We start from the raw sequence: 24972 nt of genomic DNA, 5'->3' as shown, positions 1-24972 counted from the left end.
CGACCGGCGAGCGGACCATGATCCATGGATCGGACGATAGCAGGCGTTGCAGGGTGTGCAACAAGTGTTTCAATATTGTCGAATGTGATCCGATTGGATCGAGGGAGATCATGGCGGAACGCAGGCCGGTGGCGATCGCGGTGGCGCCGAATGGCGGGCGGCGGACCAAGGCGGACCACCCGGCGCTGCCGCTGACCCCGGCCGAGCTGGCGCGGGTGGCGGCGGAATGCCGGGATGCCGGCGCGGCGATGATCCATGCGCATGTCCGCGACCGGAACGGAGGTCATCTCCTCGACGCCGAGGCCTATCGCGCGGCGATCGCGGCGATCCGCACGGAGGTCGGAGACGATCTCGTGCTGCAGATCACCAGCGAATCGCTCGGCCGCTACCGGCCGGAGGAGCAGATGGCGGTGGTGCGCGAGGCGCGGCCGGAGGCGGTGTCGCTGGCCCTGCGCGAGCTGGCCCCCGACGCCGCCGACGAGCCCGCCTTCGCTGATTTCCTCTCCTGGCTGAAGCGGGAACGGGTGATGCCGCAGATCATCCTCTACGCGCCGGAGGAGGCGGCGTGGCTCGACGATATGCAGCGCCGCGGCTTAATTCCGTGGGACGAGATCCCGGTGCTCACTGTCCTCGGCCGCTACGTCGCCGGCCAGACCTCGCTGCCGGCGGACCTGCTGCCCTTCCTGGCGCCGGAGTCGCCCCGCTTCCGCTCCTGGATGGTCTGCGCCTTCGGCCGGCACGAGGCCGCCTGCGCCCTGGCCGCGGCGCTGCTGGGCGGCGACATCCGCGTCGGCTTCGAGAACAATCTGCACCGGCCGGACGGCAGCATCGCCGCGGGCAACGCCGATCTCGTCCGCGCGGTGGCGGAGCCGCTGATCGCCACCGGCGGCCGCCTGGCTGACGCTGCGGCATTGCGGGCGGCGTGGGGCGGCTAACCCGCCTGCGCTGCCGCCCGCCGCCGCGCCAGCACGATCAGCGCCGTCACCGCGGTCACCGCCAGCAGCCCCGCCGCCACCCAGGACACGCCCTGATAGGTCGCGGAGAAGGCGGCCCGGGCCGCCGCCGTGACCGTGCCGGCCTCTGGCGCCGCCAGCGTCTCCGCCGCCAGCAGCGCCTCGCCGATCGACCGCCGCGCCGCCGGCGCCGCTTTCTCCAGCAGCGGCGGCAGCACCAGCAGCCGCTGGTAGAGCACCGCCATCAGGCTGCCGAACAGGGCGACGCCGAGGCCGCCGCCCAGCTCATAGGCCACCTCCTCGACCGAGGCGACGGCGCCGGCCTGGTGCGCCGGGGCGCTGTTCATCACCGTGGTCGAGGCCGCGGTCATCGCCGCGCCGACCCCGGCGCCGATGGCGGCGAAGCTGGCGATCGTGGCGGCCGAGACCGATCCCGGCGGCAGCAGGGCGATGCCGACGAAGCCGGTGGCGGACAGGCCCAGGGCGCCGGCCAGGGTGGCGCGGAAGCCGAAGCGGTGCACCAGCCCGCCGGCCAGCGGCGAGGCCAGGAACGATGCCAGCGGCACCGGCGCCAGCCTGAGGCCGGCCTGCAGCGGCGACAGGCCCAGCACCAGCTGCAGCTGCTGGCTCAACAGCAGCTCGAAGCCGACGATGATGATCATCGCCACCATCGCCCCGGCCAGGGCGACCGCGATGCCCAGGTCGCGGAACAGGGACAGGTCGATCATCGGCGCCGCCGCCCGGGCCTGGCGGCGCAGGAAGGCGGCGACCAGCGCGGCGCCGGCCAGCCCGATCGCGATCGCCGCCCACGGGTCGGCGCCGGCATGGGTGGTCTGCTTCACCGCATAGACCACGGCGATGATCCCGGCCATCGCCATCAGCAGGCCGGGCAGGTCCCACGGGTGCTGCTCGCTCTCGCGCCGGCCGGGCAGCAGCCAGGCGGCGAAGGGCAATGCCGCCAGGACGATCGGCACGTTGATCAGGAACACGGCGCCCCAATGGGAATGCTCCAGCAGGGCGCCGCCGACCACCGGGCCGAAGGCGGCGCCGCCGGACGCGACCGACGACCAGATGCCGATCGCGATCGCCCGCTCGCGCGGATCGTCGAAGGCCAGGCGCAGGATCGACAGGGTGGCGGGCATCATCATCGCCCCGCCGAAGGCCAGGAAGGCGCGGCCGGCGATCAGCCATTCCGGGCCGGGGGCGAAGGCGCAGGCGGCCGAGGCGAGGCCGAACAGGGCCAGCCCCAGCAGCAGCATCCGCTTGTGCCCGATCCGGTCGCCCAGCGTGCCGGCGGCAGGCAGCAGCCCGGCCATCAGCAGCGGATAGATGTCGATGATCCACAAGAGCTGCGGCGCGCTCGGCGCCAGGGCGAGGGTCAGGGTCGGCACGGCGATGTGCAGCACCGTGGCGTCGATCGCCACCAGCAGCAGGGCGACCGAGACCACGGGCAGGATCGCCCAGCGGTTCACGGGTCTGCTCATGGTCAGGCTCCGGGGGCCAGGTAGCGGCGGACCATGCCGGGCAGGGCGGCGATGCCGGCGGCGATGTCGAAATCCGGGTCGGTCGCCACCCGGGCGCTGAAGCCGTCGATCAGCATGAGCAGCCAGATCGCCGCCTGGTCGGGGTCGAGGGCCGGATCGGCCTGGCCGCAGGCGGCGGCGCGGCCGACCAGATGCGCCAACGCCGGCCGGACCTCGGCGTCGCTGCGGTCCAGCACCGCCTGGATCTGCGGGTTGCGCGCGCCCTCCGACAGGATCTCCAGCCACAGCCGGTGCCCGGCGGCGTCGGTGGTCAGGGTCAGGAAGCGCTCCAGGAGGGCGATGATCGCGGCCAGCGGGTCGTCGCTGTCCGCCACCTCGCGGAACAGCGCCGCCGTCTCCTCGCGCTCGGCATCGACCAGGGCGGCGATCATCGCCTCCTTGTTCCGGAAGTAGCGGTAGAGATTGCCGGCGCTCATCCCCGCCGCCTCGCAGATCTCGGCCATGCCGGTGCCGTGGAAGCCGCGCCGGGCGAAGCAGTCGGCCGCCGCCTCCAGAATGCGGCGGCGCTTTCCCTCGCGGCGGGACAGGAGGTCGGTGATGGGCTCGGACATGGCTCGATTCGTGAGAATGAACGTTCATTCTCGCTAATCTGCCCAGGATGTCAACGCGGGGACCGCAGCCGGTCGTGCCGCGATATCGGCTGTAAAGAAGCCTGCTCTATCCTCGCCCCGGCGTGGAGAGGGGGCGGACATGCTCAGGATCTTCAGGGGGGTCGGGCCGGCGCTCGCGATCCTGGCCGTCGTGCCCGGCTGGGCATGGGGCGCCGGCTACAAGCAGATCCGCGTGGATCGGCAGGTGTCGGCCGGAAGCACCGTCGACATCACGGTGCCCTGCGACGTCCCCGGCTCGGTCCTCCTCGGCGGCGGGTTCAACAGCAACCCTGGCGTCGGCGTGATCCAGTACAACACGGGTGCCGTCGGCATCGGAACGGTGGCGATCCCCGTCATCGTGATCTATCGCAGCCAGCCCGAAGACAATGCCTGGCGTATCCTCGGCTACGCCAATGCGAACGCGACCGTGAGTGCCTTCGCGATCTGCGGAACGACCTAGGCCGCGGTCCGGCCTCCGCCGGCATTGCCGCGCCCTGCCGGGCGGTGACACACTCGGCCGCTCTCAGCCGAGGATGCGATGACCGAGACCCCGATCCGATGGTTCCGCGACGGCAGGCTGGCGCGGCTGCGGTTGCAGCGGCCGGCGCGTCACAACGCCATCGATGCCGCGATGTGGCGGGCGCTGCCGGAGCTGTGCCGCGAGATCGATGCCGATCCCGAGGTCGCGGCGGTGATCGTCGAAGGGGAAGGCAGCCAGGCCTTCTCGGCCGGGGCCGACATCGCCGAATTCGGCGCGGTCTTCGCCGACGCCGACTCGACCGCGCAGTACAACGCCGCGGTCCGGGCCGGACTGGCCGCGGTCGAGGCCCTGGACCGGCCGAGCATCGCCCTGGTCCGCGGCCTGTGCGTCGGCGGCGGCTGCGGCCTGGCGCTGGCCTGCGATTTGCGCTTCGCCGGCGCCACGGCGCGACTCGGCATCACCCCGGCGCGGCTCGGTCTGGCCTACGGCTTCGCCGACACGCGGCGGCTGGTGGCGACGGTCGGGCCCGCCCGGGCCAAGGACATGCTGTTCTCGGGCCGCCTGCTCGACGCCGCCGAGGCGCTGGCCATCGGGCTGGTCGACCGGGTGCTGCCGGACGATGCGGCCGAGCCGGCGGCGCTGGATTACGCCCGCGGCCTCGCCGACCGGGCGCCGCTCAGCCTGCGCGCGGCCAAGCGGATGATCGAGGCGGTCATGGCCGGCGCCGACAGCGACACGGCCGAGACCGCGGCGCTGTTCGAGGCAGCCTATCGCAGCGCCGATTTCCGCGAGGGGCAGGCGGCCTTCGCCGAACGCCGCCCGCCCCGGTTCCGCGGAGTCTGAGCCTATTCCGCCGGCCGCATCCGGCCGGTGGGCGGCGCGGGCGGCTGGTGGCGGCGCAGCGCGGCCTGGACCACGAAGGTCATCAGCGCGCCCAGCACCATGCAGGCGGCCAGGAACCACATCGGCGCCAGCTGGCTGCCGGTGACGTCGCCGATCCAGGGCACCGCGTTCTGGGCGATGAAGCCGCCGAGATTGCCGACCGAGTTGATCGCGGCGATGCCGGCCGCCGCCGTGGCGCCGGTCAGGAAGCTCGGCGGCAGCGACCAGAACACCGGCTGCGGCGCGAAGATGCCGGCGGCGGCGACGCAGAGCAGCGCGAACTTCAGGGCGTTGCCCGGCACCACCACGCTCAGCGCCAGGCAGACCGCGGCGATCAGCGCCGGGATCACGATGTGCCAGGTCTGGTCGCCGGTGCGGGCGGCGTTGCGCGGGATCCACCACAGCGCCAGGGCGACGCAGGCCCAGGGGATGACGTTGAGCAGGCCGTTGGCCGTGTTCGACACGCCGAAGCCCTTCACCACGGTCGGCAGCCAGTAGCTGAGGCCGTAGGCGCCGAGCGGGAAGGCGACGTAGAACAGCGCCAGCAGCTGCACCCGACGGTCCAGCAGCGCCGCGAAGGGGCTGCCGTGCTGGGTCTTGCCCCGGGCGTTCTCGCGCGCCAGCACGTCGTGCAGCCACTTCTTCTCGCCGGCGTCCAGGAACGTCGCCGTCTCCGGCCGGTCGGGCAGGAAGAAGTAGGTGACGACGCCCATCACCACGGCCGGGATGCCGGTGGCGATGAACACCCATTCCCAGCCCTTGAGGCCGAGCAGGCCGTCGAGGTCCAGCAGCGCCCCGCCGACGGTGGAGCCTACGGCATTGGCCAGCGCGCTCCAGGCCATGAACAGCCCGACCATGCGGCCGCGATACATCTGCGGGAACCACAGCGTCAGCGCGAACAGCACGCCCGGGAAGAAGCCGGCCTCGGCCGCACCCAGCAGGAAGCGCAGGATGTAGAACATCGTCGCGTTCTGGGTGAAGGCCAGCGCGATCGTGACCAGGCCCCAGGAGAAGATGATCCGGGCCAGCCAGCGCCGGGCGCCGACCCGGGCCAGGATGACATTCGAGGGCACCTCGAAGATGAAGTAGCCGATGAAGAACAGGGAGGCGCCAAGGCCGTAGGCGGCCTCGCTGAGGCCGAGATCGCCGACCATCTGCAGCTTGGCGTAGCTGACATTCTGGCGGTCGATATAGGCGATCAGATAGAGCAGGCCGAGGAACGGCATCAGCCGCCAGGTGATCTTGGCGATCGTCTGCGGGCGGGACTCGGGCAACGCGTTCTACTCCCTCAAATCGTATGATGATTTGCTGCCTTGGCGCGCAAAGAAGCCGCTTTGAGGGAGAACGTCAACCCGCGCGATGCGGTGCCGCGGTCTCGGGAGGTTCATCGAAACGAAACACGGGGATCACGCGACTGTAACCGGGCTCTGTTAGGCCGTTCACGCCGAACGGCCCGTGGCCTCCTGCCGCGCGCCGCCCCCGATTCCACCGGAGCGCGCCTCATGGCCGAACTCGTGATCGAAGGCCTGACCAAGAGCTTCCGCGCCGTCAACGCGGTCGATGACGTCAGCCTGTCGATCGCCCCTGGCCAGATGGTCGGCGTGATCGGCCGCTCCGGCGCCGGCAAGTCGACCCTGCTGCGCCTGGTCAACCGCCTGGCCGACCCGACCGGCGGCCGCATCCTGTTCGACGGCGTCGACGTCACTCGGCTGAAGGGCCGCGCCCTGCGCGACTGGCGCGCCCGCTGCGCCATGATCTTCCAGCAGTTCAACCTGGTCACCCGGCTCGACGTGCTGACCAACGTGCTGCTCGGCCGCATCTCTCAGCACTGGACGCTGCCGTCGCTGTTCAAGCAATTCGGCGAGCGCGAGCGGGCCTTCGCCATTCAGGCGCTGGACCGGCTCGACATGGCCCATGCCGCTCTGCAGCGCGCCGACACCCTGTCCGGCGGCCAGCAGCAGCGCGTCGCCATCGCCCGCGCCCTGCTGCAGGAGCCCGAGGTGCTGCTGGCGGACGAGCCGATCGCCTCGTTGGACCCGCGCAACGCCAAGATCGTGATGGACGCGCTGCGCGCCATCAACCGCGAGGACGGCATCACCGTCCTCGTCAACCTGCACACGCTCGACACCGCCCGGCACTACTGCGACCGGGTGGTCGGCATGGCCAAGGGCCGGGTCGTCTTCGACGGCGCCCCCGAGGCGCTGACCATGGATGTGGTTGAGCGGATCTACGGCGTCGACGGCATGCGCGAGGCTCTGGACGAGCGCATCACCTCGACCGCGATCGAGCCCCGGACCGGCGAGCGCGAGCTGGTTCCGGTCTGAGCTCCAACCGACGGCTTCCGGCACGGCGCCGGACGGCCGAACCAAGTGTTCAGCAAAGGGGAAGACCCATGTTCATGCGGCGCACCATCCTCGCGGCGGCCACGGCTGCCGTCGCCCTTGCCGGCCTGGCCGGCACCGCCCTGGCCGCGGATCCGAGCTGGAAGAAGGACGTTCCGGTCATCCGCATCGGCATCCTCGGCGGCGAGAACGACGCCGACCGGCTGGCCCGCTACGACGGCTTCCAGAAGCTGCTCGAGAAGACCTTCAATGTCGAGGTGAAGCTGTTCCCGGCCACCGACTATGCCGGCGTCATGCAGGGCATGGCCGCGGGCCAGCTCGACCTCGCCGAGTTCGGCGCCTCGGGCTATGCCGGCCTGTGGCTGGACTGCAAATGCGTCGAGCCGCTGGTGGTGCCGAAGGAAGACGATGGCTCGACCGGCTACTACTCGGTGCTCTACGTCAAGTCGAGCAGCCCGTACCAGAAGCTCGAGGACCTGAAGGGCAAGTCGCTGGCCTTCGCCGACCCGAACTCGACCTCGGGCTACCTGATCCCGAACTTCCAGCTCAAGGACCAGGGCTACGACCCGGCCAGCTTCTTCGGCTCGACCGCCTTCTCCGGCGGGCATGAGCAGGGCGTGGTCGCGGTGATGAAGGGCCAGTACGACGCCGGCGTGACCTGGATCTCCGGCCAGGGCGACCCGGCCCAGGGCTACAGCCGCGGGGCGCTGCGCAGCATGGTCGACAAGAAGATGCTCGACATGAAGGACCTGCGCATCGTCTGGCAGTCGACCTTGATCCCGAACGGCCCGTGGGCGACCCGCACCGCCCTGCCGGAGGCGTTCCGCAAGGACATGCTCGACTTCCTGTCGAAGCTGCCGACCGAGCATCCGGACATCTACGAGGCGGTCGAGAAGGGCGCCGGCTCCGGCTACGCCCCGGTCAACCACGACTTCTTCTCGGGCATCATCAAGATGCGCGAGACGGAGATGACCGGGCGCCGCAGCTGATCAACCGCGTAGGTTGGGTTCGCCTCCGGGCGAACCCAACCTGACTCCAGACTCCCTTTCATTGTCATTGCCGGGCTTGACCCGGCAATCCAGAGGATGTCGGCAGTCTCTGGATGCCCGGGTCAGGCCCGGGCATGACAGTCTGGGGAAGACGTGCCGTAGACAGTTGCCGCGGTTGATTCCTCAATGACCTTTCTGTCCGAACACCGACCCGCCGATCCGGTCGCGGCCTTCGAGGCCGGGCGCCGGGCGCTGCTGCGCCAGCGGCGCCGCGCCTCGCTGATCGGCCTGGTGCTGTTCCTCGCCGCCGTCGTCGCCGGCGGGTGTATCGGCGAGTTCTACCCGTCGAAGCTGGCCGCCGGCCTGCCGCGGATCGGCGAGTATTTCGAGCGCACCCTGCCGACGCCGCACTGGGGCGAGCTGCTGTCCGACAGCAAGACCCAGGGATCCTTCGCCTATTGGTACTACCGCGCCGGCAGCTACCTGGTGCTGCTGTGGCAGACGGCGCAGATGGCGATCCTGGGCACGGTGCTGGGCGCCGCCGCGGCCCTGCTGCTCAGCTTCCCGGCCTCGCGCAACCTGGTGCGCAGCCACCTGATCTACCATCTCAGCCGTCGCTTCCTCGAGATCTGCCGCAGTGTGCCGGACATCGTCTACGCGCTGTGCTTCGTCTGGGCCTACGGCGTCGGGCCGCTGGCCGGCATCCTGGCCATGGCCGTGCACACCACCGGCGCGCTGGGCAAGCTGTTCTCGGAGGTCAACGAGGCGGTCGACGACAAGCCGCTCGAGGGCATCCGCGCCGCCGGCGGCACCTGGGTCCAGATCATGCGCTTCGGCGTGCTGCCGCAGGTGCTGCCCAACTTCCTCTCCTACGGGCTGCTGCGGCTGGAGATCAACATCCGCTCGGCCTCGGTGCTGGGCTTCGTCGGGGCCGGCGGCATCGGGCAGGAACTCTACTACATCGTCAGCTTCAACTATTACGAGGAGCTGAGCGCGCTGGTGCTGATGATCGTTGCGGCGGTGACGCTGATCGATCTCGGCTCGGAGCGGCTGCGCTCGCTCTTCCTGCCGCGGGAGGCGCATTGATGGGAGCCCGCTTCGCCCGGATCCGCCCGATCGACGTCGACCACGCCCGCGCCGCGATGCCGCGCGCCTTTGGCCGGCCGCCCGGCGAGCGGCTGGTCCGCGCCGCCCTGCTGCTGCTGGCCGCGGGCTATCTCGGCTACCTGCTCTGGACCTTCGATTTCTCGCCGGGCCGGCTCTATGAGGGGCTGGTCAGCCCGAACGGCCTGTTCGTCATCGCCGCGCAGATGGTGTCCTGGCAGGGCATGGACGAGTGGCAGTACGGCGAGATCTTCACCGCGCTCGGCCAGACCGTCGCCATGGCCTTCATCGGCACGCTGCTCGCCTCGGTGATCGCGATCCCGCTCGGCTTCCTCGGCGCCCGCAACATCGTGCCGATCGGCGTCCTGCGCTTCGGCTTCCGCCGGCTCTTCGACGGCCTGCGCGGGGTCGACCAGCTGATCTGGGCGCTGGTGTTCGTGCGCGCGGTCGGGCTGGGGCCCCTGGCCGGCATTCTCGCCATCTGCGTCTCGGACATCGGCTCGCTGTCCAAGCTCTATGCCGAGGCGATCGAGACCGCGGAGAAGAAGCAGATCGAGGGCGTGCGCTCGACCGGCGCCTCGACGCTCGCGGTGTTGCGCTTCGGCGTTCTGCCGCAGGCGATCCCGCTGTTCCTGTCGCAGGCGCTGTACTTCTTCGAATCCAACACCCGCTCGGCCACCATCCTCGGCATTGTCGGCGCCGGCGGCATCGGCCTGCAGATCTCCGAGCGCATCAAGATCCTCGCCTGGGACCAGGTCGCCTTCATCCTGATCCTGGTGCTGGCCGTGGTCGCGCTGATCGACACCCTGTCGAAATGGCTGCGGCTGAAGCTGATCGGGCGCGAGGCCGCGCGGGGTTAGTCCTCGACCTCCGCCGGTCTGGCGGCGGCGTCGCCCGGCGCTGCCGTCGCCGTCTGCAGCCCGGCCAGCCGGCGGGCGACGCTGGCCGTGGCCTCCTGCTCGATGGCGCGGAACTGCTCGACCAGCCACTGCCCGAAGGGGGTCAGCGCGGCGCCGCCGCCCTGCGGGCCGCCGTGCCGGGTCTCGATCACCTTCTCGCGGAAGCAGCCGTTCAGGCTGTCGATCAGCAGCCAGGCGCGGCGATAGGACATCCCCATCGCCCGCCCGGCGGCGGAGATCGAGCCGGTCTCGGCGATGTGCTCGAGCAGCCCGATCTTGCCGGGGCCGAGCTGCCGGTCCGGGCCGGCGGGGTCGAAGTCGATGCGGATGCGCAGCCTGGGCATGATCATGTCATGATACGGGCAGGCGGGGCCGGTTGGAACTCGGCACTGCCGGGTCCGTTATGACGGAAGGCGACCAAGGGAGGCCACGATGTCTGCTGCCGAGCCGCGCCAGGCCGAACCGGTGCCGGACGACAAGGTCGACGAGGCGGTCGAGGAAAGCTTCCCGGCCAGCGATCCCCCGGCCTATCCGACCGCCGCGACCAGCGGCGCCCCCAGCCACGAGGCCGCGGCCGGGCCGAAGCGCAACGCCCCGGTGGTGGCGGTCGTCGTCGTGGCGGCGGTGATCGCCCTGCTCTGGCTCCTGTTCGGATAACCAGCGATCAATTCCCCGGCAGCACCTTGCCGGGATTGAGGATGCCGGCCGGATCCAGCGCGCGCTTCAGCGCCTGCATCACCGCCACGCCGTCGCCGTGCTCCTGCTCCAGGAAGCGGATCTTGCCGTAGCCGATGCCGTGCTCGCCGGTGCAGGTGCCGCCCATCGCCAGGGCCCGCATCACCAGCCGATCGTGGAAGGCCTCGGCCCGGGCGATCTCGTCCGGGTCGTCCGGGTTCAGGATCATGCAGGTGTGGAAGTTGCCGTCGCCGACATGGCCGACGATCGGCGCCACCAGCCCGCTGGCCGTAATATCGGCCTTGGTCTCGACCAGGCAGTCGGCCAGGCGGCTGATCGGCACGCAGACGTCGGTCGGCATGCCGCGGCAGCCGGGGCGCAGGGCGATGCCGGCGTAATAGGCCTTGTGCCGCGCCTCCCACAGCTTCGTGCGATCCTCGGCCTTGGTGGCCCAGCGGAACTCGCCGCCGCCATTCTCCTGCGCCAGGGCCTTGACCGTCTCGGCCTGCTCGGCCACCCCGGCCTCGGTGCCGTGGAACTCGAAGAACAGCGTCGGCGCCACTTCGAGGTCCAGCTTCGAATAGGCGTTGCTGGCGCCGATCTGCACCTCGTCCAGCAGCTCGATCCGGGCCACCGGGATGCCGAGCTGGATGGTGGCGATCACCGTGTTCACCGCGTCGGCCACGGTCGGGAAGGCGCAGACGGCCGAGGAGATCGCCTCCGGGATGCCGTACAGCTTCAGCGTCCCCTCGGTGATCAGGCCCAGCGTGCCCTCCGAGCCGACGAAGAGGCGGGTCAGGTCGTAGCCGGCGGAGGATTTGCGGGCCCGGCCGCCGGTGCGGATGATGCGGCCGTCCGCCAGCACCACGGTCAGCCCCAGCACGTTGTCGCGCATGGTGCCGTAGCGCACCGCGTTGGTGCCGGAGGCGCGGGTCGCCGCCATGCCGCCCAGGCTGGCGTCGGCGCCGGGGTCGATCGGGAAGAACAGGCCGGTGTCGCGCAGATGCTCGTTCAGCTGCTTGCGCGTCACCCCGGCCTCGACCGTGCAGTCGAGATCCTCGGCCGAGACCCGCGTCACCCGGTTCATCTGCGACAGGTCGATGGTGACGCCGCCGCGCAGCGCCGCGATGCCGCCCTCGAGCGAGGTGCCGGTGCCGTAGGGCACCACCGGGACCTCGTGCTCGGCGCAGATCCGCACCACCGCCGCGACCTCCTCGGTCGATTGCGGGAAGGCGACCGCGTCCGGCGGCATGGTCGGGTGCCAGGTCTCCTCCCGCCCATGCTGCTCGCGCACCGCCGCGGCGGTGGAGAAGCGGTCGCCCAGCAGGGCGCTCAGCGCGGCGGCGGCGCGGTCGGAGAGGGCGGGGCGGGCGACTGGGGGGCGGCCATGATCGGGTTCAAAGATCGGACATAACGGAGGCCGTCGACCTTAGGCCTGCGCCCGCCGCGCGGCAAGGCCGCGCCGCCGGGGCCTCGCTGCCGCAATCCCGTGGCAGGGACGCCGTCAAGGCGACACAAAGACGGGGCATTTGACTTCCCGCACACGACAGATCAGCATTTGATGCAATTTTAGGTCCGGGATTGGCCGATATGAATAAGCTTGTTGCGATATGCGCTGCCGCCCTTTTCTCGATCCTCCTTTTCCCCTCCACCGCCTCCGCCCAGCTCGAAGGCCTGCTGCAGGACATCCTGACGACAGCCGCCGGTACCGGGGCCGGCAGCGCCCCCAGCCCGGTGACCGGCAGCGAACCGTCAGCGCGGGTGACGGCGATCAGCGGCGCCTCCGCGGCCGGGGTCGAGGTGACGGACGGCGTCTATCCCGGCCAGACCATCGATCTCGGCCGCAGCGGCCGGCTGACCTTGGCTTATGGTGACGGCTGCACGGTCGAGACCATCCGCGGCGGCATCGTCACGGTCGGCACCGCCTCCAGCCGCGTCGTCGGCGGCCAGGTGCAGACCAGCAGTGCCGCCTGCGGCCGCACCCAGGTCGCGGTCAACGCCCGTTCGGCCGAGGCCGGGGCAGGGGTCGGCCGGCTGGTCGGGGCGGAAGGCCGCCACGAAAGCCCGTTCGACGCGCAGCTCTGGGCCGAGACCACCGTCTCCTCCGCCCGGCCGCAATTCTCGGGCGCCGAGGGCGTGGTCCGCGTCGTGATGCTCGACGCGCCGGCGCCGCAGACGGTGTGGGAGGGCCAGGGCGGCAGCGGCTTCCGCTATCCCGCCGATGCGCCGAAGCTGCAGACCGGCGTGCCCTACCGGGTCGAGGCCGGCGGCCGGTCCGCCGTGTTCTCGGTCGATCCCGGCGCCAAGGGGACAGGCGGCACGGTGGTGCTGCGCTGACGCGCGGCCGGCGGCTCTTCCTCTCCCTCGATCATGCGAAGGCTCCGCCGCCTGGGTGTGGCGCTCGGCATCGGCATGGCCCTGGGCAGCGGCCTGCTGCTGCCCGGCGCCGACCTGCTGCAGCGCCAGGGCATCGACCTGCTGCTGTGGCTCGACCGTCCGCTCGGCTGGACCCGCCGGCCGCTGCCGGACCGGCCGCCGGTGGCCGTGGTGGCGATCCGGGAGGAGACGTATCGCACCCCGCCGCTGCAGAACCGGCCGAAGGTCGCCTGGACGCCGGAGCTCGGCTTCGTGCTGGCCGGGCTGGCGGAAGGCGGGGCGAGGGTGATCGGCCTCGACGAGATCTACCCGACCACGCTCGATCGGCCGGAACTCAAGCCCAACCACGACCGGCCGCTGCTGCGGGCGTTGGCCGCGCTCGGGCCGGAGAGGAAGATCGTGCTGGGCTTCGCCCAGTCGGGCGACCTCGCGCTGCGGCCGGACCAGGGGCAAGTGATTGCGGCCGGCGAGGCCAATCTGCGGCCGCTCAGCCTGCTGCGCGACCGCGACGACGTGGTCCGTCTGTATCCGGCCCGGCTGCCGCTGCGGGAGGGCGGCGACATCCCGACCTTCGCGGCGGAGCTGGCGTCGCGCGCCGGCCACGCGGTGCCGGACGGCGAGACGCTGGTCGACTTCACCATCGGGCCGCGGGACGTGCCGATCTACGAATTCGCAGACCTGGCCGCCTGCGCCAAGGCCGGCCGACTCGACTTCTTCCGGGGGCAGTTCGCCGACCGCATCGTCGTCATCGGCCCCGTCCTCGACGTCGAGGATCGCCACACCACCCCGCGCCGCGGGCTGGAGGAGGCCGCCGACCACGAGCCCGCGGCCCGCTGCACGGCGGCGCCGGCGCAGCCGGTGTCGATGCTGGGCCGCCGCACCACGCCGGGGGCGCAGATCCACGCCATTGCCGCCCTGACCTTCGCCCTCGGCCGGGCGCCGCAGATGCTGCCGCCGCCGATCGCGGCCGCGGTGGTCGGCGCCGCCTCGGCCGCGCTCGGGTCGGTGCTGTTCCTGCTGGCGCCGGTCTGGGGGCTTCTGGCCGCGCTGGCCGCGGCGGCCGCCGCAGTCCTGGTCTCGCTGCCGGCGCTCGGCGGCGGCATCGTCCCGCCGCTCTTGCCGCTGCTGCTGGCCTTCGCCCTGACCTACACCGCGGTCTATGTCTATCGCTTCGTGGTGGAGGATCGCACCCGGCGCCGGGTGGTCCACGCCTTCCGCCACTACCTCGCCCCGGCGCTGGTCGAGCGGCTGGCCGAGAATCCCGATGCCCTGACTCTCGCCGGCGAGACCCGGCCGATCACCATCGCCTTCTACGACATCGCCGGCTTCACCGATCTGAGCGAGAGGCTGGAGCAGGAGCCGGAGCGGCTGGTCGCCGCGGTGAACGGCCTGCTGGCCCGCGTCGCCGATGCGGTCGAGCGCCATGGCGGCTATGTCGACAAGTTCATCGGCGATTCGGTGATGGCGGTGTGGGGTGCGCCGCTGCCCGATCCCCGCGCCGCGGAGCACGCCGTCGCCGCGGGGATGGACGCCTTCGTGGCGCTCGGCCGGTACAACCGCGTGGTGATGCACGACGAGGGGCTGCCGCCGCTCGGCCTGCGCGCCGGCATCAACTCCGGCCTTGCCGTGGTCGGCAATGTCGGGTCGCCGACCCGGCTGAACTACACGGTGCTCGGCGACGCGGTGAACCTCGCCTCGCGGCTGGAGGGCGCCAACAAGCTGTACGGCAGCCGGCTGATGATCGGCGAGGCGACCTATCGCGCCCTGCCGCGGCGCTGGCTGGTGCGGCGGCTCGACTACCTGGCGGTCAAGGGCAAGCAGCGGCCGGTCCGGGTGTACGAGCCGATCGCGCCGCTGGCCGATGCCACGGCCGAGCAGGTCCAGGCCGTGCGGCGGGTCCACGCCGCGCTTGCCCTCTACTACCGCCGCCGCTTCGCCGAGGCGGCGGAGCGCTTCGCCGAGCTGGCCGGCACCGATCCGGCCGCCGCGCTCTACCGCGACCGCGCGCAGGCCTATGCCCGGACGCCGCCGCCGGCCGGTTGGGACCGCAGCCACAGCTTGACCACGAAATGAGGGGGAAATCTTGAGCACGCCATCCACAATCCTGGCCCGCCGCGGCTTTCTCGCCGCGGCCGGTGCCGGCCTCGCGACGCTCGCGCTCGGCGGCTGCCAGACCGCACAGGACTATGCCAACGATCCGGTCGGCGCGGCGAACACGCTCGGCCGGCTGCTCGCCTCCGACAACAAGGCGGCCTCGGTCGACGAGGCCGCCCTCGGCGAAGGGTTGTATCCGCGCCTGATCGCGCAATCGGGCGGTGCCTATTCCAACGCCAGGGTCCAGTCGGCCGTGCGCAGCTTCGCCGAGCCGCTGTTCCGGGTGTCCCGGCGCGGCTTCCGCTGGGAGATCACGGTGCTGGACGACAACAGCCCGAACGCCTGGTCGCTGCCGGGCGGCAAGCTGGGGATCAACAAGGGCATGCTGCGCTATGTCGCCGGCGAGGCCGAGCTGGCGGCGGTGATCGCGCATGAGATGGGCCATGCCGAACTCGGCCACCAGGTGGCGGAGCTGGACGGCAAGGGCTTCGCCGACAGGTTGAGCGACTTCTTCAAGGAGGTGGCCCAGCGCGAGATCGATGCCAAGGTCTCCGGCCTGCGCGAGATCACCGGCCCGGCGCTGGATGCGATCGCGCCGGAGATGGGCCGGCTGATCACCTCCGGCTATTCGCGCGGGCATGAGCGCGAGGCCGACGCCTATATCCTGACCGTGTTCCGCGCTACCGGCTACGATCCGCGCCAGGCCTCGGCGGTGTTCCGGACCCTGGATTCGCTGGTGCCGCCGGGAACGGAGAAGACGACCTCGCTGTTCTCCACCCATCCCGACACGCGAGAGCGGATCGAGCTGCTGGACGAGCAGGCGGCGCGGCTCCCGGCCGGCGGCGGGTCAGCCGGATCGGCGGATTTCGCCACGATCAAGGCGGTGTTCCCGACCCGGCGCTACTACCTGCGCAACCCGGCGGAGGCCAGCTGAACTGCAGGATCCGCGTCATCGCGGCCCCTCCGTTCCGCCGCGCGACCTGTTATCATGACGGCCAAGGGGCGGCGTATCGGCGGACGGAACGAGGGATGAGCGGCATTTGGGGCAAGATCGTCGGTGCGGCCGCGGGGCTGGCCATCGGCGGCCCGATCGGGGCGCTGCTGGGCGCCGTGGCCGGCCATGCGGTCGACTGGTATCGCGGCCAGCCGCCGGCCGACGGCGACGCCACCCAGCACATCGCCTTCACCATCGGCGTGATCGCGCTGGGCGCCAAGATGGCGAAGGCCGACGGCGCGGTGACGGCGGCGGAGGTGACGGCCTTCCGCCAGGTCTTCCGCGTGCCGCCGGAGGAAGAGGCGAATGTCGAGCGCCTGTTCAACCTGGCGCGCCGCGACTCCGCCGGGTTCGAACCCTATGCAAGGCAGCTCGCCGGCATGTTCAAGGACCGGCCGGAGGTGCTGGAGGAGCTGCTGCAGTGCCTGTTCACCATCGCCAAGGCCGATGGCGACGTGAAGCCGGCGGAGCTCGACTATCTGCGCGCCGTGTCCGGCCTGTTCGGCCTCGCCCAGTCCGACTTCCACCGGCTCTGCGCCGAGGAATGCGCCGGCTGCGACGTCGATCCTTACGGCGTGTTGGGGGTCGAACCGCAGATCGACGACGAGAGCCTGAAGGCGGCCTATCGTCGGCTGATCCGCGAGCACCATCCGGACCGGCTGGTCGCCCGCGGCATGCCGGCCGACTTCATCGCCGTCGCCACCGACAAGATGGCCCGGATCAACGCCGCCTACGACATCATCCGGCGCGAACGGAAGCTGGCCTAGCCCGGATCTCTCACACCCCCTACGCCCTGCGTCGCCTTGCGGCGAGTCGGATGCGGGGGCGGGACGCGAAAAGCGTATAGGGACATACGGTTGAGCGGCCCGCCCCCGCAGGCGGCCGCCGCAAGGCGACCCTTCGGGCCGGTTGAACATGCCGACAGGGTGCGTCGAACGGCTTGCCCGATGCAAAGGCATCGCGCTGCGCCGCTCTCCTGCCCCGTCGGCATTTTGAACCGGCGCAGGTCGCAGGGGGTGTGAGAGATCCGGGCTTGGGGCAAGACGGCCGACTCGCACCTGGAGCGGTTACACCACCGGCTTCGTCAGCATCAGCCAGAAGATCACCAGGACGGCGATGAAGGCGGGCCAGCCGAGCAGGAACCAGAGGCGGAGAATGCGGTGATAGGCCGGCGGCAGCGGCTGCCCGGCCGCCGCGGCCTGTTCCGCCAGCCTCGCGGCCCGGACCTGAAGCCAGACCACCGGCAGCCAGCACGCGCCGGTCAGCACATAGAGGCCGAGCGAGAGGGCGAGCCAGCCGTCGCTGGCCTGAAAGCCGGCCAGGTGCATCATCGCGGCCCCCGACAGCGGCTGCACGATCACGGCGGGCGTGGTGAAGATCCAGTCGGCGCGGACGACATTCCGCGCCACGACTGCGATGGCGCGCACGTCGCCGCGCCGATGCGCCATCCACATCTGGAAGGCCGTGCCGAGACCGGTGCCGAAGATGATCGTCGAGCTGATCACATGCACATATTTGAGGGCCATGTAGAGGTCCATCGGGTCAGCCCTTTCTCGGGGAGTCCGCCTTGGCCAGCATGGCCACGCCGAGCGCCGCGGCCGCCAGCGGCAGCCCCTTCGCCGCCGGCCCGAGCGGGTGCAGCCACAGCTCCGGCGCGCCGAAGGTCATGACCGCGACATAGGCGACGGTCACCGCGACCGCGGCGAGAGAGGCCGGGTACTGCGTCGCGCGCGGCAGCATCGCGGCGCCGATGACGATGTCGAGGACGCCGCCGGCATAGACCGAGGCGACGGCGAGGGCGTCGGGCACGCCGGCCTGCCTTGCCATCTCGGCGCTCTGGTCGACCGGCCACAGCCAGACCGAACAGAGCCCCGACCAGATCCAGAACGGCGCGAGGCCGAGGACCAGGAGCCAGCGCAGCACCGGCGACGCCGGCATCAGGCCGCCCGCGGCGGCTGCCAGAGGCCTCGGCGTCACGCCGGTTCGCCGGGGCAGCGCCTTGGGATCGCCATCCGCGCCGGCGCGGAGGAGCTGGAGCATCGCATCGCCGGCGAGCGGCAGGCGAAGCCGGCCGGCGAGCCGGAAGAGCAGCCGCTCCAGCCCGTTCGGGACCGGCAGCGGCCACGCGCGCCGGCCTTCCGGCTCGAAAGCGCGGAGATAGCCTTCGAGATCGACCCGGTCCGGACCGCAGGCGTCGACCGCGGCCTCCCCGGTCCGCGGCGAGGCCAGCAGCCGGACCACCGCCTCGGCGAGATCGTCGACATGCACGGGCCGGATCGGGCCGGACCGGATCCGCGGGCGCAGCGGCAGGCTCGCGAGGCTGGCGAGCAGGCGCGAGCTCGCGCCGCCCGGCCCGCAGACCAGCGATGGCCGGACGATCGTCCAGTTGGGCGAGGGGTTGCCGCGCCGATGGTCGAGCAGGGCCTGTTCCTGCGCGGCCTTCCCGCGCAAGGATGCGAGCGGCGCCTCGGGATGGGCGCCGATGCTGGAGATCAGCACGAGGTTGGGGACCCGGGTCGCCGCGGCCCGGTCGAGAAGGGCGGCGATGCCCTCGGTCATCCGGGCTGCCCTCCCGCTGTCATCGGTCAGATCCCCGGCGGCGATGACGATGCCTTCGGCGCCTGTAAGCCGCGGTGCCGCGCGATCGAACGAGGAGGCATCTTCGAGGTCGTAGCCCTGGTCCCGGCCGAGCGGGGCGACCTGATGGCCGCCACGCGCGAGGGCGGCGTGGATCGCCTTCCCGAGAAATCCGGTGCTGCCGACGAGGAGAACGCGCATGGCTGTCGAAGTCCTTTGAGGCACAACGGCGTCAGCGATGCCGTCGGTCCCTCGACGCTCCGGAATTGACGGGTCGAACTCGGCCTTGCCGGTCGTATCCGGCTTTTGCGGCCGCCGCATGGCGCTGCTTGTGGTCTCCAAGGCATCAAGCCTCTCGCCCACCGGCGTATATCGCTCTATATAACGAAGCGGCACGGGAGCTGGAGGTCCGCATGGTGCGCGAGGACGAGATCCGGGCGGCCGAACGCGCCGTCGAATGGTCCGGGGCAGGCGATGCCGGCCTCGTCTTCATCGGCCGCATCCGCACGCCCTGGACCGACCGCATGGACTGCCCGCGCCAGGGCCGGCGGGACGGGCCGACCTGCCGGATCGAGGTGTTCCCGCCCTGGGATCAGGCGCTGGCCGGCGTCGGCGAATACCAGACGCTGGAGATCCTGTACTGGCTGCACCGCTCGCGTCGCGACCTGGTGCTGCAGAGCCCGAAGGACGACGGCACCACCCGCGGTACCTTCTCGCTGCGCTCGCCGGTGCGGCCCAACCCGATCGGCACCGCGATGGTGGCGCTGCTCGGGATCGAAGGCTCAACCCTGCTGGTGCGCGGGCTCGACTGCCTCGACGGCACGCCGCTGATCGACATCAAGCCGGACCGCTGCGCCTTCACGCCGCTGGCCCCGCCGACGCCGGGCGATTCCGATGTGGGGGACCCGTGACCATGTTCCGCCGCCGCGGCGCCCTGGCCGCCCTGCTCGCCGCTCTGGTCCTTGCTGTCGCGCCGGCCTGGGCCCGCACCGTCACCGATTCCGCCGGCCGCCAGGTCGACATCCCGGATCACGTCACCAGGGTCTTTGCCGCCGGCCCGCCGGCCTCGGTCCTCCTCTATATGCTGGCGCCGCAGACCATGACCGGCTGGGTACGCGCGCCGCGGCCGGAGGACAAGCCGTTCCTGCTGCCCGCGGTGCGCGACCTGCCGGAGACCGGCCGCCTCACCGGCCGGGGCGACACGGTGAACCTCGAACAGCTGCTGGCCGCCAGGCCTGACCTGATCGTCGATTTCGGCACCATCGGCGACACCTACATCTCGCTGGCCGACCGGGTGCAGCAGCAGACCGGCATCCCGTATCTGCTGATCGACGGCAGCTTCGGCAACACCCCGGCGGCGCTGCGCCTGTTGGCCGGCATTCTGGGCGTGCCGGAGCGGGGCGAGGCGTTGGCCAAGGCGGCGGAGGAGATCTTCGGCCAGCTCGACGCCGTCCTGGCCAAGGTGCCGGCCAACCAGCGCCCGAAGGTCTATCTCGCCCGCGGCCCGGAAGGGCTGGAGAGCGGATCGCGCGGCTCGATCAACACCGAGATCATCGAGCGCGCCGGCGCCGTCAACGTGGTCGAAGGCCTGCGCGACAAGGGCGGCCTGGTCACCGCCTCGCGCGAGCAGGTGATCGCCTGGGCGCCGGACATCATCATCGCACTCGACCGCCGCTTCGGCCACGGTGTCGCGGCGAATCCGGACTGGCAGCCGGTGCCGGCGGTGAAGGCCGGGCGCGTGTTCCTGTCGCCGGGCCTGCCCTTCGGCTTCGTCGACGTCCCGCCCTCGGTCAACCGGCTGATCGGCCTGACCTGGCTGCTGCACACCCTCTACCCGGAGCAGGCGCCGGGCAGCCTGCGCGACCAGGTCCGCGGCTTCTACCGCCTGTTCTACCAGGTCGACCTGACCGATGCCGACCTGGATCGCCTGCTCGACGGTGTCGGGGGCTGAGGCCGGCTTGGTGCGCACGGCCACGGTCCTTCTGGTCCTCACGCTCCTGCTGATCGCGACGGCGCTGGCCGCCGCCGGCATCGGCCCCTACCGCATCCCGCCGCAGGAGGTGGTGGCGGCGCTCTGGCGCCGGCTGGCCGGCGCCGCGGTCGACCCGACGGTGGAGACGGTGCTGTTCCGCATCCGCCTGCCGCGAGTGCTGGCGGCGATGCTGGTCGGCGCCGCGCTCTCCGCCGCCGGCGCCGCCTATCAGAGCCTGTTTCGCAACCCGCTGGTGTCGCCGGACATCCTCGGCGTTTCGACGGGCGCCGGCTTCGGCGCGGTGCTGGGCATCCTGCTCGGCCTGCCGGTCGTCGCGATCCAGCTGCTCGGCTTCGGCGGCGGGCTGGCCACAGTGGCCGCGGTCGGCGCCCTGGCCCGCGCGCTCCGGGGCGGCGGCGACGTGCTGGTGCTGGTCCTGGCCGGAATCGTGGTCGGCGCCCTGGCCGGCGCCGCCATCTCCCTGGTCAAGGTGCTGGCCGACCCCTACGACCAGTTGCCGGCGATCACCTTCTGGCTGCTCGGCAGCCTGGCCGGGGTGAAGGTGGACGACGTGGCGGCAGTGCTGCCGGCGGTGCTGGTCGGCCTCGTGCCCCTGCTGCTGCTGCGCTGGCGCATCGGCGTGCTGTCGCTGGGCGAGGACGAGGCGCGGGCCCTCGGCGTCGACGTGCCGCGGCTGCGCCTGCTGGTGATCGGCGCGGCGACGCTGGTTACGTCCGCGGTGGTCGCGATCTCCGGCGTCATCGGCTGGGTCGGGTTGATGGTGCCGCATATGGCGCGGCTGTTGGTGGGCCCGCGCTTCGACCGGCTGCTGCCGGCCGCGATCCTGCTGGGCGCCGCCTTCATGCTGGCGATCGACACGCTGGCGCGCTCCGCCGCCGAGATCGAGATCCCGCTCGGCGTCCTGACCGCCGCGATCGGCGGCCCGATCTTCGTCTGGCTGCTGGCGCATGGCCGGCGGAGGCGGCTGCCGTGACCGCGCTGTCCGCCGAAGGGCTCACCATCGGCTATGGCGGCACCGCCGTCGTCGCCGGCATCGACCTGGCGCTCGAGGCCGGCACCGTCACCTGCCTGCTCGGCCCCAATGGGGTCGGCAAGACCACCCTGTTCAAGACGCTGCTCGGCCTGATCCCGCCGCTGGCCGGCACCGTCCGGGTCGGCGGAGAGGCGCTGGACCGGCTGCGGCCGGCAACCGTCGCCCGCCGCGTCGCCTATGTGCCGCAGGCCTATCCCGGCGACTTCGCCTACACCGTGCTCGACCTCGTGGTGATGGGGCGGACGGCGGCGCTCGGCGCCTTCGCCGTGCCCGGCAAGGCCGATCTCGACATCGCCATGCGGGCGCTCGGCGCCCTCGGCATCGCCGCGCTGGCGCCGCGGGACTCGACCCGGATCTCCGGCGGCCAGCGGCAGCTGGCGCTGATCGCCCGCGCCTTGGCCCAGCAGGCCGGGGTGGTGGTGATGGACGAACCGACGGCCAGCCTCGACCTCGGCAACCGCCTCATGGTTCTGGACCGCATCCGCGCCCTGGCCGCGGACGGGCTGGCGGTGCTGGTCTCGACCCATGAACCGGAGCACGCCTTCGCCGTCGCCGACCGGGTCGCGGTGCTGGAACCGGGCGGGCGGTTCGAGGCAGGGCCGGTCGAATCGGTGCTGACGCCGGACCGGCTGACCCGGCTCTACGGCGTGACCCTCACGGTCGAGCGCACGGCGACCGGCCGCTTCGTCGTGAGTCCGGTATGTCCAAACCGGGGTAGCCAAGCCCGGTCATAGTTGCGACAAGGGCGGCCTCTCTCGGATCCTCGGCGCATGACCCTTCTGATCGGCCTCCGCAACGCCGCCGTCACCTTCGGCGGCACGCCCCTCTGGACCGGCGTCGACCTGGCGCTCTCGGCCGGCGACAAGGCCTGCCTGGTCGGCCGCAACGGCAGCGGCAAGTCGACCATCCTGAAGGCCCTGGCCGGCGCCATCGACCTCGACGGCGGCGAGCGCTTCGTCCAGCCCGGCGTCCGCATCGCCTATCTGGCGCAGGAGCCGGACCTGTCCGCCCACGCCACCGTGGCCGACTATGTCGCCTCGGCCCTGCCCGCCGACCGCGCCCATGACCATTGGCGGGTCGACCAGGTGCTGGCGGCGGGCAAGCTCAAGGGCGACCGGCCGACCGGCACGCTGTCGGGCGGGGAGGGGCGGCGCGCCGCCATCGCCGCCGCCGTGGTCGGCGAGCCCGACGTGCTGCTGCTGGACGAGCCGACCAACCATCTCGACCTGCCGACCAGCGAATGGCTGGAGGGCGAGCTGAAGGCCTGGCGCGGCGCGCTGCTGCTGATCAGCCACGACCGCGCCTTCCTGAACGCGCTGGTGCAGCGCGCCTGGTGGATCGACCGCGGCGTGCTGCGGCAGATGGACAAGCCCTTCGCCCAGTTCGAGGAGTGGACCGAGACCATCCTGGCGCAGGAGGAGGCGGAGCGGGCGCGGCTGGACAAGAAGATCGCCACCGAGACCACCTGGTCGCGCCAGGGCATCAGCGCCCGCCGCAAGCGCAACCAGGGCCGGCTGCGCGCGCTTTATGCCATGCGGGCCGAGCGGCGGTCGCAGATCGCCCGCCAGGGCGTGGCGGCGCTCGGCATCGCCGAGGCCGCCCGCGGTGCCGCGAGGGTGATCGAGGCCGAGGGCGTGTCCAAGGCCTTCGGCGACACCGTCATCGTCCGCGACTTCTCCACCCGGGTGCTGCGCGGCGACCGGATCGGCGTGATCGGCCCGAACGGCGCCGGCAAGTCGACCCTGGTCAAGGTGCTGACCGGGGCCGAGCCGCCGGATTCCGGGACGGTGCGGCTGGGGCCGGGGGTGGAGGCCGCCTATTACGACCAGACCCGCATCGCGCTCGACCCCGAGGCGACGCTGCGCGACGTGCTGCTGCCGCATGGCGGCGACCACGTCCAGGTCGGCGACCAGAAGCGGCACATCGCCTCCTATCTCGGCGACTTCCTGTTCGATTCCTCGCGGATGTTCAGCCCGGTGAAGAGCCTGTCGGGCGGTGAGCGTGGCCGGCTGCTGCTGGCCAAGCTGTTCGCCCGGCCCAGCAACCTGCTGATCCTGGACGAGCCGACCAACGACCTGGACCTGGAGACGCTGGACCTCCTGGAGGAGGTGCTGGCGGATTTCCAGGGCACGCTGATCCTGGTCAGCCACGACCGCGACTTCCTCGACCGGCTGGTGACCTCGGTGATCGCGGTCGAAGGCCAGGGCCGGGTTACGGAGTATGTCGGAGGCTACACCGACTATCTGCGCCAGCGCCCGGCGCCGGCCGCGGCGCCCGCTCAAGCCGCCAAGCCGGCCGCGGCGGCCAAGCCGTCGGCCCCGAAGCCGCGCACCAAGCTCAGCTTCAAGGATCAGCGCGAGCTCGACCTGCTGCCCGGCAGGATCGAGGCGCTGACCGTCGAGATCGCCCAACTCGGCAAGGCCCTGGAGGATCCGGCCCTCTACGCCCGCGACCCCGACGGCTTCGCGAAGAAGACCGCCCGGCTGGCGGCGGCGCAGGCGGAGAAGGAGGCGGCGGAGGAGCGCTGGCTCGAGCTCGCTTCCCTGGCGGAGGAGCTCGGCGCCTGATGATGCGTCCGCTCGACCTGCTGCTGGCCCTCGGCGTCATGCTGATCTGGGGCTACAACTTCGTGATCGCCAAATACGGCCTCGCGGAGCTGCCGCCGCTGCTGTTCATGGCGCTGCGCTTCGGCCTGGTGGCGCTGCTGCTGGTGCCCTTCGTGCGCATGCCGCGCGGGCGCTGGCGCGACGTGCTGATCCTGTCGGTGATGCTGGGGCTGACCCATTTCTCGCTGATGTTCACCGGCCTCGCCCATGTCGACGCGGCGGTGGCGGCGATCGTCATCCAGGTCCAGGTGCCGGCCTCGGCCGCCATGGCCATGCTGTTCTTCGGCGACAGGATCGGCTGGCGCCGGGCGCTCGGCATGGCGGTCGCCATCGGCGGCGTCGCCATCCTGGCCGGCGAGCCGCGGCACAGCTCCGCCCTCTGGGCGATCGGGCTGATCGTGCTGGCGGCGATCGTCTGGGCGGCCGCCAACATCCAGATGAAGCGGATGGCGGATCTCGACCCCTCCACCATCAACGGCTGGATGTCGCTGTTCGCCGCGCCGATGCTGCTTTGCGTCTCGCTGCTGCTCGAAGACGGGCAATGGCAGGCGGTGACCCAGGCCAGCATGTGGGCGTGGATCGCCGTCGCCTTCCAGGCCGTGGTCGTCGTCATCCTGTCCTACGCCGTCTGGTACAGGCTGCTGCGCACCTATTCCGTCAACCAGACCATGCCCTATACCTTGCTCGTGCCGGTGTTCGGCGTGCTGTCGGGTGTGCTGTTCCTGGGAGAGCCGGCCAGTTGGACCCTGCTGCTCGGCGGCATCGCCACGCTGATCGGCGTCGGCATCATCATCCTGCGCCGGCCCAAGGTGGTCGAAGCCCAGGCGCAGGTCACGTGAG

25 protein-coding genes are annotated in these 24972 nt (G+C 71.6%); 18 read left to right on the top strand and 7 right to left on the bottom strand.

The window, feature by feature from the left end; all coding sequences use genetic code 11:
* Positions 1 to 110: 110 nt before the first annotated feature.
* Positions 111 to 935 (top strand): 3-keto-5-aminohexanoate cleavage protein, encoded by an 825-nt coding sequence (locus tag LG391_RS06920; RefSeq protein ID WP_225767237.1) that lies wholly within the window; start codon positions 111 to 113, stop codon positions 933 to 935.
* Here LG391_RS06920 and LG391_RS06915 read toward each other — a convergent pair.
* Entirely contained in the window at positions 932 to 2437 is a 1506-nt protein-coding gene (locus LG391_RS06915; RefSeq protein ID WP_225767236.1) for an MFS transporter, read from the bottom strand. The two genes, LG391_RS06920 and LG391_RS06915, sit on opposite strands and share 4 nt — an antisense overlap.
* 2 nt (positions 2438 to 2439) lie before the next feature.
* Positions 2440 to 3048, bottom strand: coding sequence for a TetR/AcrR family transcriptional regulator (locus tag LG391_RS06910; protein WP_225767235.1), 609 nt, complete (start codon positions 3046 to 3048; stop codon positions 2440 to 2442).
* A gap of 139 nt (positions 3049 to 3187) precedes the next feature.
* Between LG391_RS06910 and LG391_RS06905 the strand changes: the two genes are divergently transcribed.
* Positions 3188 to 3547, top strand: coding sequence for a hypothetical protein (locus LG391_RS06905; RefSeq protein WP_225767234.1), 360 nt, complete (start codon positions 3188 to 3190; stop codon positions 3545 to 3547).
* A 78-nt stretch (positions 3548 to 3625) separates the two neighbouring features.
* On the top strand, positions 3626 to 4411 hold the full coding sequence (locus tag LG391_RS06900) for an enoyl-CoA hydratase-related protein (RefSeq protein WP_225767233.1): 786 nt from the start codon (positions 3626 to 3628) through the stop codon (positions 4409 to 4411).
* A gap of 2 nt (positions 4412 to 4413) precedes the next feature.
* Here LG391_RS06900 and LG391_RS06895 read toward each other — a convergent pair whose 3' ends face one another.
* Positions 4414 to 5724, bottom strand: a complete 1311-nt coding sequence (locus tag LG391_RS06895; protein ID WP_225767232.1) for an MFS transporter — start codon at positions 5722 to 5724, stop codon at positions 4414 to 4416.
* A 228-nt stretch (positions 5725 to 5952) separates the two neighbouring features.
* Here LG391_RS06895 and phnC point away from each other — a divergent pair, with 228 nt between their 5' ends.
* From phnC to phnE (LG391_RS06875), 4 genes are all read left to right on the top strand, one after another.
* Complete coding sequence (gene phnC / locus LG391_RS06890; RefSeq protein WP_225767231.1) at positions 5953 to 6774, top strand: phosphonate ABC transporter ATP-binding protein; 822 nt, start codon at positions 5953 to 5955, stop codon at positions 6772 to 6774.
* 68 nt (positions 6775 to 6842) lie between these two features.
* Positions 6843 to 7781, top strand: a complete 939-nt coding sequence (phnD, locus tag LG391_RS06885) for a phosphonate ABC transporter substrate-binding protein (RefSeq protein ID WP_225767230.1) — start codon at positions 6843 to 6845, stop codon at positions 7779 to 7781.
* 186 nt (positions 7782 to 7967) lie between these two features.
* Positions 7968 to 8867: a phosphonate ABC transporter, permease protein PhnE gene (gene phnE / locus LG391_RS06880; protein WP_225767229.1), complete on the top strand. Its 900-nt coding sequence runs from the start codon at positions 7968 to 7970 to the stop codon at positions 8865 to 8867.
* On the top strand, positions 8867 to 9745 hold the full coding sequence (gene phnE, locus LG391_RS06875) for a phosphonate ABC transporter, permease protein PhnE (protein ID WP_225767228.1): 879 nt from the start codon (positions 8867 to 8869) through the stop codon (positions 9743 to 9745). The genes phnE (LG391_RS06880) and phnE (LG391_RS06875) overlap by 1 nt, the downstream gene beginning before the upstream one ends.
* Here phnE (LG391_RS06875) and LG391_RS06870 read toward each other — a convergent pair.
* A complete protein-coding gene (locus tag LG391_RS06870) occupies positions 9742 to 10128 on the bottom strand; it encodes a winged helix-turn-helix domain-containing protein (RefSeq protein WP_225767227.1) in 387 nt (128 codons plus the stop codon). The two genes, phnE (LG391_RS06875) and LG391_RS06870, sit on opposite strands and share 4 nt — an antisense overlap.
* 88 nt (positions 10129 to 10216) lie before the next feature.
* On the opposite strand from LG391_RS06870, the gene LG391_RS06865 reads away from it, so the two are divergent.
* A complete protein-coding gene (locus LG391_RS06865) occupies positions 10217 to 10441 on the top strand; it encodes a hypothetical protein (protein ID WP_225767226.1) in 225 nt (74 codons plus the stop codon).
* 7 nt (positions 10442 to 10448) lie between these two features.
* On the opposite strand, the gene LG391_RS06860 is transcribed toward LG391_RS06865, so the two are convergent.
* On the bottom strand, positions 10449 to 11711 hold the full coding sequence (locus LG391_RS06860; protein ID WP_374200725.1) for an FAD-binding oxidoreductase: 1263 nt from the start codon (positions 11709 to 11711) through the stop codon (positions 10449 to 10451).
* Positions 11712 to 12049: 338 nt separating this feature from the next.
* Between LG391_RS06860 and LG391_RS06855 the strand changes: the two genes are divergently transcribed.
* The 4 genes from LG391_RS06855 (at position 12050) to LG391_RS06840 (ending at position 16690) form a co-directional block, all read left to right on the top strand.
* Positions 12050 to 12796, top strand: a complete 747-nt coding sequence (locus LG391_RS06855; protein WP_225767225.1) for a hypothetical protein — start codon at positions 12050 to 12052, stop codon at positions 12794 to 12796.
* Between the two features lie 33 nt (positions 12797 to 12829).
* Positions 12830 to 14908 (top strand): adenylate/guanylate cyclase domain-containing protein, encoded by a 2079-nt coding sequence (locus LG391_RS06850; RefSeq protein ID WP_225767224.1) that lies wholly within the window; start codon positions 12830 to 12832, stop codon positions 14906 to 14908.
* A 10-nt stretch (positions 14909 to 14918) separates the two neighbouring features.
* Positions 14919 to 15863: a M48 family metallopeptidase gene (locus tag LG391_RS06845; protein WP_225767223.1), complete on the top strand. Its 945-nt coding sequence runs from the start codon at positions 14919 to 14921 to the stop codon at positions 15861 to 15863.
* Between the two features lie 95 nt (positions 15864 to 15958).
* Positions 15959 to 16690, top strand: coding sequence for a TerB family tellurite resistance protein (locus LG391_RS06840; RefSeq protein WP_225767222.1), 732 nt, complete (start codon positions 15959 to 15961; stop codon positions 16688 to 16690).
* A 300-nt stretch (positions 16691 to 16990) separates the two neighbouring features.
* Here the strand turns inward: LG391_RS06840 and LG391_RS06835 are convergent, their stop codons facing one another.
* Entirely contained in the window at positions 16991 to 17461 is a 471-nt protein-coding gene (locus LG391_RS06835; protein WP_225767221.1) for a DUF2269 domain-containing protein, read from the bottom strand.
* Between the two features lie 4 nt (positions 17462 to 17465).
* Positions 17466 to 18863 carry an SDR family oxidoreductase gene (locus tag LG391_RS06830; RefSeq protein ID WP_225767220.1) on the bottom strand — a complete coding sequence of 466 codons (1398 nt, stop codon included), beginning with the start codon at positions 18861 to 18863 and terminating at the stop codon, positions 17466 to 17468.
* A gap of 50 nt (positions 18864 to 18913) precedes the next feature.
* Between LG391_RS06830 and tsaA the strand changes: the two genes are divergently transcribed.
* From tsaA to LG391_RS06800, 6 genes are read left to right on the top strand one after another with little or no spacing between them, the layout of a single operon-like run.
* Complete coding sequence (gene tsaA / locus LG391_RS06825) at positions 18914 to 19411, top strand: tRNA (N6-threonylcarbamoyladenosine(37)-N6)-methyltransferase TrmO (RefSeq protein ID WP_225767219.1); 498 nt, start codon at positions 18914 to 18916, stop codon at positions 19409 to 19411.
* Between the two features lie 2 nt (positions 19412 to 19413).
* Positions 19414 to 20451: an iron ABC transporter substrate-binding protein gene (locus tag LG391_RS06820; RefSeq protein ID WP_225767648.1), complete on the top strand. Its 1038-nt coding sequence runs from the start codon at positions 19414 to 19416 to the stop codon at positions 20449 to 20451.
* The gene (locus tag LG391_RS06815; protein WP_225767218.1) at positions 20411 to 21466 is read left to right on the top strand and encodes an iron ABC transporter permease; all 1056 of its coding nucleotides are present in this window, start codon (positions 20411 to 20413) and stop codon (positions 21464 to 21466) included. The genes LG391_RS06820 and LG391_RS06815 overlap by 41 nt, the downstream gene beginning before the upstream one ends.
* On the top strand, positions 21463 to 22260 hold the full coding sequence (locus LG391_RS06810; protein WP_225767217.1) for an ABC transporter ATP-binding protein: 798 nt from the start codon (positions 21463 to 21465) through the stop codon (positions 22258 to 22260). Before LG391_RS06815 ends, LG391_RS06810 begins: the two co-directional genes overlap by 4 nt.
* 36 nt (positions 22261 to 22296) lie before the next feature.
* Entirely contained in the window at positions 22297 to 24093 is a 1797-nt protein-coding gene (locus tag LG391_RS06805) for an ABC-F family ATP-binding cassette domain-containing protein (protein WP_225767216.1), read from the top strand.
* Positions 24093 to 24971, top strand: coding sequence for a DMT family transporter (locus LG391_RS06800; protein WP_225767215.1), 879 nt, complete (start codon positions 24093 to 24095; stop codon positions 24969 to 24971). Before LG391_RS06805 ends, LG391_RS06800 begins: the two co-directional genes overlap by 1 nt.
* Position 24972 lies beyond the last annotated feature (1 nt).

This window comes from Inquilinus sp. Marseille-Q2685 (assembly GCF_916619195.1).
Classification (GTDB): domain Bacteria; phylum Pseudomonadota; class Alphaproteobacteria; order DSM-16000; family Inquilinaceae; genus Inquilinus.
The sequence above is the reverse complement of the archived record's forward strand: the minus strand, read 5'-3'. Positions and strand labels throughout refer to the sequence as shown.

Bases quoted from the DNA above. Each gene is read 5' to 3' on its own strand.
- LG391_RS06920 (WP_225767237.1), top strand. From the start codon at position 111: ATGGCGGAACGCAGGCCGGTGGCGATCGCGGTGGCGCCGAATGGCGGG.
- LG391_RS06915 (WP_225767236.1), bottom strand. From the start codon at position 2,437: ATGAGCAGACCCGTGAACCGCTGGGCGATCCTGCCCGTGGTCTCGGTC.
- LG391_RS06910 (WP_225767235.1), bottom strand. From the start codon at position 3,048: ATGTCCGAGCCCATCACCGACCTCCTGTCCCGCCGCGAGGGAAAGCGC.
- LG391_RS06905 (WP_225767234.1), top strand. From the start codon at position 3,188: ATGCTCAGGATCTTCAGGGGGGTCGGGCCGGCGCTCGCGATCCTGGCC.
- LG391_RS06900 (WP_225767233.1), top strand. From the start codon at position 3,626: ATGACCGAGACCCCGATCCGATGGTTCCGCGACGGCAGGCTGGCGCGG.
- phnC (WP_225767231.1), top strand. From the start codon at position 5,953: ATGGCCGAACTCGTGATCGAAGGCCTGACCAAGAGCTTCCGCGCCGTC.
- phnD (WP_225767230.1), top strand. From the start codon at position 6,843: ATGTTCATGCGGCGCACCATCCTCGCGGCGGCCACGGCTGCCGTCGCC.
- phnE (WP_225767229.1), top strand. From the start codon at position 7,968: ATGACCTTTCTGTCCGAACACCGACCCGCCGATCCGGTCGCGGCCTTC.
- phnE (WP_225767228.1), top strand. From the start codon at position 8,867: ATGGGAGCCCGCTTCGCCCGGATCCGCCCGATCGACGTCGACCACGCC.
- LG391_RS06870 (WP_225767227.1), bottom strand. From the start codon at position 10,128: ATGCCCAGGCTGCGCATCCGCATCGACTTCGACCCCGCCGGCCCGGAC.
- LG391_RS06865 (WP_225767226.1), top strand. From the start codon at position 10,217: ATGTCTGCTGCCGAGCCGCGCCAGGCCGAACCGGTGCCGGACGACAAG.
- LG391_RS06860 (WP_374200725.1), bottom strand. From the start codon at position 11,711: ATGCCGCCGGACGCGGTCGCCTTCCCGCAATCGACCGAGGAGGTCGCG.
- LG391_RS06855 (WP_225767225.1), top strand. From the start codon at position 12,050: ATGAATAAGCTTGTTGCGATATGCGCTGCCGCCCTTTTCTCGATCCTC.
- LG391_RS06850 (WP_225767224.1), top strand. From the start codon at position 12,830: ATGCGAAGGCTCCGCCGCCTGGGTGTGGCGCTCGGCATCGGCATGGCC.
- LG391_RS06840 (WP_225767222.1), top strand. From the start codon at position 15,959: ATGAGCGGCATTTGGGGCAAGATCGTCGGTGCGGCCGCGGGGCTGGCC.
- LG391_RS06835 (WP_225767221.1), bottom strand. From the start codon at position 17,461: ATGGACCTCTACATGGCCCTCAAATATGTGCATGTGATCAGCTCGACG.
- tsaA (WP_225767219.1), top strand. From the start codon at position 18,914: ATGGTGCGCGAGGACGAGATCCGGGCGGCCGAACGCGCCGTCGAATGG.
- LG391_RS06820 (WP_225767648.1), top strand. From the start codon at position 19,414: ATGTTCCGCCGCCGCGGCGCCCTGGCCGCCCTGCTCGCCGCTCTGGTC.
- LG391_RS06815 (WP_225767218.1), top strand. From the start codon at position 20,411: ATGCCGACCTGGATCGCCTGCTCGACGGTGTCGGGGGCTGAGGCCGGC.
- LG391_RS06805 (WP_225767216.1), top strand. From the start codon at position 22,297: ATGACCCTTCTGATCGGCCTCCGCAACGCCGCCGTCACCTTCGGCGGC.
- LG391_RS06800 (WP_225767215.1), top strand. From the start codon at position 24,093: ATGATGCGTCCGCTCGACCTGCTGCTGGCCCTCGGCGTCATGCTGATC.